We start from the raw sequence: 5,640 nt of genomic DNA, 5'->3' as shown, positions 1-5,640 counted from the left end.
CGCTCGCGTCCACTCCTGCCCGGCAAACTTCTCCACCGGCTGCCGAAACATCTGCGCCGCCATCTGCCGCGACTCCGCCGACATCTCCGACGACGCCAGCCTCTTATCCTGCGGACACATCAACCCATCCGCCAGCGCATGAAAGTACGCCTTCTGCCCATCCAGCGGACGCTCGCACACCGTGCACCGGTCCAACTCCGGCAGAAATCCCATCAGCCTGACCATCCACAGGTCGAAATACGTGATCGGCATCCAGATATTCCCGACCGGCAGATTCTGCAGCACCGCCCACGCCAGCCGAAACACCGTATCGTTGGCCTCGCGATCCGGCAGCAACTCGTCCAGCATCTCGGCGACATGCCCCAACGCAACTGCCCTGGGATAATCGACCTCAGTCGACAACGGCGAGAGCAGCACATCGCACGAATCGATCCGCGCCAACTCCTGCCGCTCTTTATCTTCCCAGTAAACCCGCACGCACGTCAGCGGCTCCAGGCTCCCGCCAAACCGCCGCCGAGACTTCTTGGCCGACTTCGCAACTCCCTTGACCTTCCCCTCAGCCCGCGTAAACACCGTCACCAGCAGATCGGCCTCGTGCACCGGATACGTGCGCAGCACAATCGCCTCAGACTGCTTCAACGGCATGGCTTCACCTGTTTTGGTGCCCATATCTGCCGCAGTTAGCAGATGTGGGCACACCACGCTTTGGAGCGCCGGCGTCTCGCCAGCCACGAGAAACTGAACAGAGCCAGGGAGTAGCGGCCAGAAAGATGATTCTAACGAACGCAAAGGGCAGAGGGCAAAACACAATTGGAGCGCCGGCGTCTCGCCGGCCCATAGCGACGCGAAGCGTCGTCCTCACTTCACCTGCAAAGCACTTCCTAAAGCATAAAGGCGCGCCTGCGCGCGCCTGAATACCATCTCTAACCGAGATCCTATCTTCCGAAATACTTCGCGTTCCTCTCGGTATACTCTTTCCACTTCTCCGGCAGATCATCCAGCGCGAAGATCGCCGACACCGGGCACACCGGCACGCACGCCCCGCAGTCGATACACTCCACCGGGTCGATATACAGCATCTCTTCCGTCGCGAACTTATCGGAATCTTTCTTCGGGTGGATGCAGTCCACGGGGCACGCGTCCACGCACGCCGTGTCCTTCGTACCAATACAAGGTTCTGCAATTACATAAGCCATAGTTGTGTCGTTACCTTCCCCAGGAGGTTCGTGAGCGGTGACTTAACAGGAGATTCTAGCAAAACCGCCAAGTACCCGCGAACCCAAATTCCACCCAGCCCGCTCCACCCCGCCTTCTACTGCCAAAATCCGGCTCCGAACTGCTTTATGTAGGCCCAGCCGCCCTCGGCTGGGCGGGCACAACTCGCCTATCGCTTCCGCCTTTGACTTTGTTTTTCGGTTCTGCCCTCTACCGTCTGCCCTGTTTTGCCGTTTTTCCCTTTGCCGTTTTCTCTCCCTGTGGCTTTAGGCTTTTCATTCGTCATTTCGACATTCGACATTCGTCATTCGTCATTTCCGCATCGTCCCCCATTCCCACTGCGTCGAATGCCAATAGGCTCTCCAATGTCCACTAACCCACAATTCTTCCTTCGCACCGCTTGCCCGGCTGACATTCCCGCGCTGCACGACTTAATTGCCTGCTCGGTTCGCGGCCTCATGACGGGTTCCTACACCGAGCAGCAGTTGGAGGCCTCTCTCGGTCTCTGGCTAGGCGTGGACTCGCAGTTGGTTAACGACGGTACCTACTTCATCGTCGAGACCGAGGACAATGGCACGCGCGTTCTCGTGGGTTGTGGCGGATGGAGCGGGCGCAAAACTCCATACGGCAGCGATCATCGCCCCGGACGCGAAGACGCTTTACTCGATCCAGCCACCGACGCCGCCAAGATCCGCGCCTTCTTCGTCCATCCCAACTGGGCCCGACGAGGCATCGGAGCCCTCATCCTCGACCACTGCGAACGCGCCGCCCTCGGCGCCGGATTCCGCCGCTGCGAAATGGGAGCAACCCTGAGCGGCGTCCCCTTCTACCGCAGCCACGGCTACCAATCCGCGGAACAGATCGAACTGCCCCTGCCCAACGGTGACACACTTCCAATTCTCAAGATGGTTAAAGACCTGGCTGTTTCCGACACCAATCGCCAGTAGTCGCAAACTGGCGAGAATTGGCGAAAACAAGGCTATCGCAACCTATCCATCCACTCCCGATAGATTACGCTATGCCGATTTTTCACTCACTATCGCGCCCAATGACGTTTCGTGATCACCGTAGCAGAAGCTGCGAATATCAAACTCCACACCCCCGGCGCACACAAACGCAGCACGATGATGAACTCCGAAGTGAACACGGCTCGAGAGTACCGCCACCACCAAGCAGCCGCATGACGAAGAACAACTATGCCAGCCAGAGTGAAGCCTACAGCGCATAGCACACCGATAATTGCCCAAGGCCACCGCCAATGGCTGTTTCTCCACAACCGTGATTCAATCGTAACTCCAGCCAGCCACCACCACGACACGTACGCAGGGAACAGAACAAAGTAGTGTATTGGGGAGTACAAATGAAGAATTCGTGTAATCGGAATTGCGAACACGTATGCGGGCAGGTTGAGCGCCAGCAGAAGGGTGTCGGGCGTCTGGTATGGCCACAAAGGTGCGCCCGTATCCCAGCCCATGCCCATCGACATAATCACTCGCTGATTGTGAATGTCCCACAACATCAGAGCAGCATCGACAATGCCGAAGCACAGCGGCAGCAGCCATTTATACCGCATTCTCATACTGTTTTAGACATCCGACGTATTCGGATTTGTTCCAAATGAAGTGATAGTTGTCGGTATCAGGCCTTATCACACATTAATCCTACTTATCATTCAGCGCCCATCGTTAACCTTGTGTATTCTCGTTTTGAGAAAATTCCTGTCAAGAGACAAACTTTGTCATTTTCGCCGCAACCCCATCATTCCAATCGAAATATAAATTCCGCCCCGATGTCACAGTAGCCATACCCAACCTGCTATTCTGAAAATAGAGAGACAAAAACAACGGCCGTCCCTAACCGGACGGCCGTTTCTCTTGCCGCTCTCTCAAGGTGGTGCCCTACCCTTGTCGCCCGCAGTTGGCAACAGGGTGGGGTTTTTGCCTTTGCTTTTGTCTTTCGATTTTCCGGTACCTGGTACCCGGCACCCTTTCGCCGTTGCCTTTGCTAATTGCTAATGGCTAATTGCTTCCTGGAGATCTCCATGTCCTTACGGCTCTGCTCCCACATCAAAACCAACGGCATCAAATGCGGCTCGCCCGCACTCCGCCATCACACCATGTGCTACTTCCACTACCAGTGGCAAAAGAGAGACCAGCGCCGCGTCCGACTCGGCGGCCCTGTCGGCATGAACAAGAACAGCGGAATCGAACTCCCGCTCCTCGACGGCCCAGAAGCCATCCTCGTCTCCATCATGGAAATCCAGCGCGGCCTCCTCGACCAACGCATCGAGATCAAAATGGGCACCGCGCTTTTGTACTCTCTCCAACTCGCGCTCCAGGCGCGCATACCTTCCTCCGGCCTGTCGGCCCGCGAACCCGTCCGCGAATGCCCCGAACTCGACATGGACCTGGAAATGGAACGCGCCCGAGCCATGCGCCCCGCCAAAGAAAAATGCGCCGCCTGCCCCAAACAAGACGAATGTTTGTCCCCCCGCAACTGCCGCAAACTCCCCAAAGTCCGCGGCTACCACCGCGTCGGCGACCACCTCGTCCGCGACGCCGATCCCGCCGACGCATCCACCTCACCGTGTCATCCTGAGCGGAGCAGTTTCGCATCATCCACCCAACCTCGTCATCCTGAGCGGAGCTGTTTCGCATCGGAGATGCGGAACTGCGGAGCCGAAGGACCTGCATTCTCCCCAACCGAAGCCACAGCCCTCGACACCACCCCGACCCCTGAGACCGGCACGCACTCGTTCCGTTCTTCCGATCCTCCAATCGTCCGATCCTCGGATCCCTCAAAAACCGCTGCTAACTCCTACGCCAACTGTATTTTGGGATCTAACCCGCAGGCCCACATAGATCTTCCGCCAAAATTTCCGCAACTCATTGAAACCACACAAGTGGAGAACGAGGGGGTGGGTGTTGCTAATTGCTAATGGCTAATGGCTCTCGCCGTTGCGGATTGCAGATGGCGGATGCGATCTCAATGGCCCGATGGCCCGATCGCCCGATGGCACGATCTCAGTACTCCACGATATACCCCGCGATCGCGCTGGCCGCGACCGTCAGCGGCGACGCCAGGTACATCTGGCCCGGGCCGCTGCGTCCGGGGAAGTTGCGGTTCTGGGCGCTGATCACCACCTGGTCCGGACGGGTGGAGACACCGGGGCCGGCATTGATGCAGGCGCCGCACGAAGGCTCGATCACCGTCGCTCCTGCTTTCTCGAAAATCTCGAGATAGCCCTTGCGAACGCAATACTCGCGCGTCTCCTGCGAGCCGAACTGGATATAGAATTTCGTGTTCGCGGCAACGCGTTTGCCTTCGGCGACAGCGTCGGCGAGCACGCGCGCGTACATATCCATGTCCTCGTTCTTGCCCGCGGTGCAGGTTCCGCCATAAGCGATCTCTACCGGAACCGGAGTATTCAGGTCGCGGACGAACTTGCCATTCCCCGGATCTCCCGGAGTCGCAACCATGGGATAGATCTCCGCGGCATCGAACTCGATGACATGCGCGTATTCGGCGCCGGGATCGGAGTGAAGTCCTTCGATCAGCCGTTCGGCTTCCGCGCGCGGCATGTTGCGGCGCGTGACGAGGAACTCGACCACCTTGCGATCCGGAGCGACGATGCCGGTGAAGCCGCCGATCTCGGCCGCCATGTTGGTCATGGTCGCGCGCTCATCGACGCTGAGCTCTTCGATGGCTTCGCCGCTGTACTCGATGACCTTCGCCAGCGCCTTGCCGGACTTGATGTAGTCCATTGCAAGCAGCTTGAGGATGAAGTCTTTCGCCGTAACGTTCGCGCGTCGCTTGCCGCGAATCACGACCTTGATCGACTCGGGCACGCTGACGCGAATGTCGCGGGTGAACCAGGAGTTGAACACATCCGTGGTTCCGATGCCGAAGGCGATGCAGCCGATGGCGCCGACGTGCGGCGTGTGCGAGTCGGAGCCGACGTTGAGTTGTCCCGGAAGCGCGTAGCTCTCGAGCACGATGGAATGGCAGATGCCTTCCGAGCCCTTGCGGTCCTTGAGTTCGCCGTGAAGGCGAATTCCCTGCTTCGCGGCAAAGTCCTGCTGCTTGAGCTTGAGCTGCCCGGCAAGGTCGAGCAAACCCATCTTGCGCTTCTCCTCGGAGATGACGTCGTCGAGAAACGTGAGGTGATCGCGGAAGAAGATGATCGAGTCCTTATCGGTAACCGGTTCGTCCTTGCCGACGAAGTGCTCGTAGAAGATCGCCGCCATCGGCGTTACGTATTCGTGCGAGAAGCGCAGATCGGTGCGCGCGAAGCCAGTATCTCCAGGCTTCACGTAAGGCACTCCGAGTTCCCCTTCAGAGTTGATGAAGTGTCGCGCGAATATCTTCTCGGAGACGTTCATCGGCCGCTTGCCGGTCGTGATCTGCGGCAGTGAAACGCTCTTC

Annotated in this window: 6 protein-coding genes; 2 read left to right on the top strand and 4 right to left on the bottom strand. The window is 58.4% G+C overall.

The annotated features are described in order from the left end of the window. Together recO and ROO76_19415 are read right to left on the bottom strand one after the other, a co-directional pair. The coding region (gene recO, locus ROO76_19420; protein ID MDT8070344.1) for a DNA repair protein RecO at positions 1-669 on the bottom strand (669 nt) is incomplete at its 3' end. Between the two features lie 266 nt (positions 670-935). Further along, complete coding sequence (locus tag ROO76_19415) at positions 936-1,196, bottom strand: ferredoxin family protein (GenBank protein ID MDT8070343.1); 261 nt, start codon at positions 1,194-1,196, stop codon at positions 936-938. Between the two features lie 384 nt (positions 1,197-1,580). On the opposite strand from ROO76_19415, the gene ROO76_19410 reads away from it, so the two are divergent. Further along, positions 1,581-2,162, top strand: coding sequence for a GNAT family N-acetyltransferase (locus tag ROO76_19410; protein ID MDT8070342.1), 582 nt, complete (start codon positions 1,581-1,583; stop codon positions 2,160-2,162). Between the two features lie 89 nt (positions 2,163-2,251). Here the strand turns inward: ROO76_19410 and ROO76_19405 are convergent, their stop codons facing one another. Continuing rightward, a complete protein-coding gene (locus ROO76_19405; GenBank protein MDT8070341.1) occupies positions 2,252-2,788 on the bottom strand; it encodes a hypothetical protein in 537 nt (178 codons plus the stop codon). Positions 2,789-3,256: 468 nt separating this feature from the next. Here ROO76_19405 and ROO76_19400 point away from each other — a divergent pair, with 468 nt between their 5' ends. Continuing rightward, entirely contained in the window at positions 3,257-4,153 is an 897-nt protein-coding gene (locus ROO76_19400) for a hypothetical protein (protein ID MDT8070340.1), read from the top strand. Between the two features lie 85 nt (positions 4,154-4,238). On the opposite strand, the gene ROO76_19395 is transcribed toward ROO76_19400, so the two are convergent. Further along, a partial coding sequence (locus ROO76_19395; GenBank protein MDT8070339.1) for an aconitase family protein occupies positions 4,239-5,640 on the bottom strand: 1,402 nt, incomplete at its 5' end.

It is taken from the genome of Terriglobia bacterium (assembly GCA_032252755.1).
GTDB lineage: Bacteria > Acidobacteriota > Terriglobia > Terriglobales > Acidobacteriaceae > JAVUPY01.
Note: the sequence above shows the minus strand (reverse complement) of the source record. Positions and strands in the feature narration are given on the sequence as shown.

Bases quoted from the DNA above. Each gene is read 5' to 3' on its own strand.
- ROO76_19405 (MDT8070341.1), bottom strand. From the start codon at position 2,788: ATGCGGTATAAATGGCTGCTGCCGCTGTGCTTCGGCATTGTCGATGCT.
- ROO76_19400 (MDT8070340.1), top strand. From the start codon at position 3,257: ATGTCCTTACGGCTCTGCTCCCACATCAAAACCAACGGCATCAAATGC.
- ROO76_19410 (MDT8070342.1), top strand. From the start codon at position 1,581: ATGTCCACTAACCCACAATTCTTCCTTCGCACCGCTTGCCCGGCTGAC.
- ROO76_19415 (MDT8070343.1), bottom strand. From the start codon at position 1,196: ATGGCTTATGTAATTGCAGAACCTTGTATTGGTACGAAGGACACGGCG.